This window comes from Oleiphilus sp. HI0117 (assembly GCF_001635235.1).
Genome location: NZ_LWGA01000311.1, coordinates 1 through 531 on the forward strand (window position 1 = coordinate 1; position 531 = coordinate 531).

1 protein-coding gene is annotated in these 531 nt (G+C 43.5%); it reads left to right on the forward strand.

All coding sequences use genetic code 11. The annotated features are described in order from the left end of the window. Positions 1–22: 22 nt before the first annotated feature. Positions 23–531: carboxylesterase (locus tag A3757_RS03840; protein WP_197469732.1), on the forward strand; the 509-nt coding region annotated here is incomplete at its 3' end.

Genomic DNA, 531 nt, shown 5'->3' on the forward strand with positions numbered 1-531 from the left:
GATTGTTAAAGGTTGTGCGAGTATGCCGGACAGCAAAATGCCTTTGCATCAGAGTGCTGAGTATTACAATTATATTCAGCGAGACTTTGAAAGCTATATAGAGGTGTCTAGAGCATGGTTATCGCATAACCGAAGTTTTATTTCACAGAACAAGCAAAAAGAGATCAACATGAACGCACCGTTTATGTTGATGCCTAATGAGCCGACACAGAAAGCTGTATTGCTGGTTCACGGCTTGGGAGACTCGCCTTATTCTTTTTCTGATATTGCTAAATCGCTCCACGGCGAAGGGTATGCTGTTCACGTTTTACTTTTGCCTGGGCACGGAAGTAAGCCTTCGGACTTAATGCTCTCTCACTATGAAGATTGGCAAGACATTGTTGACCACTATGCTCTACAGCTGAAAAAACAGTACAACAAGGTTTTACTAGGCGGTTTTTCTACCGGTGCAAACCTCGTGACTATCAATGCCATTGAGCAGGGTGGTGTTGATGGTTTGCTTCTGTTTTCTCCGGGCTTTGAGACATTTTC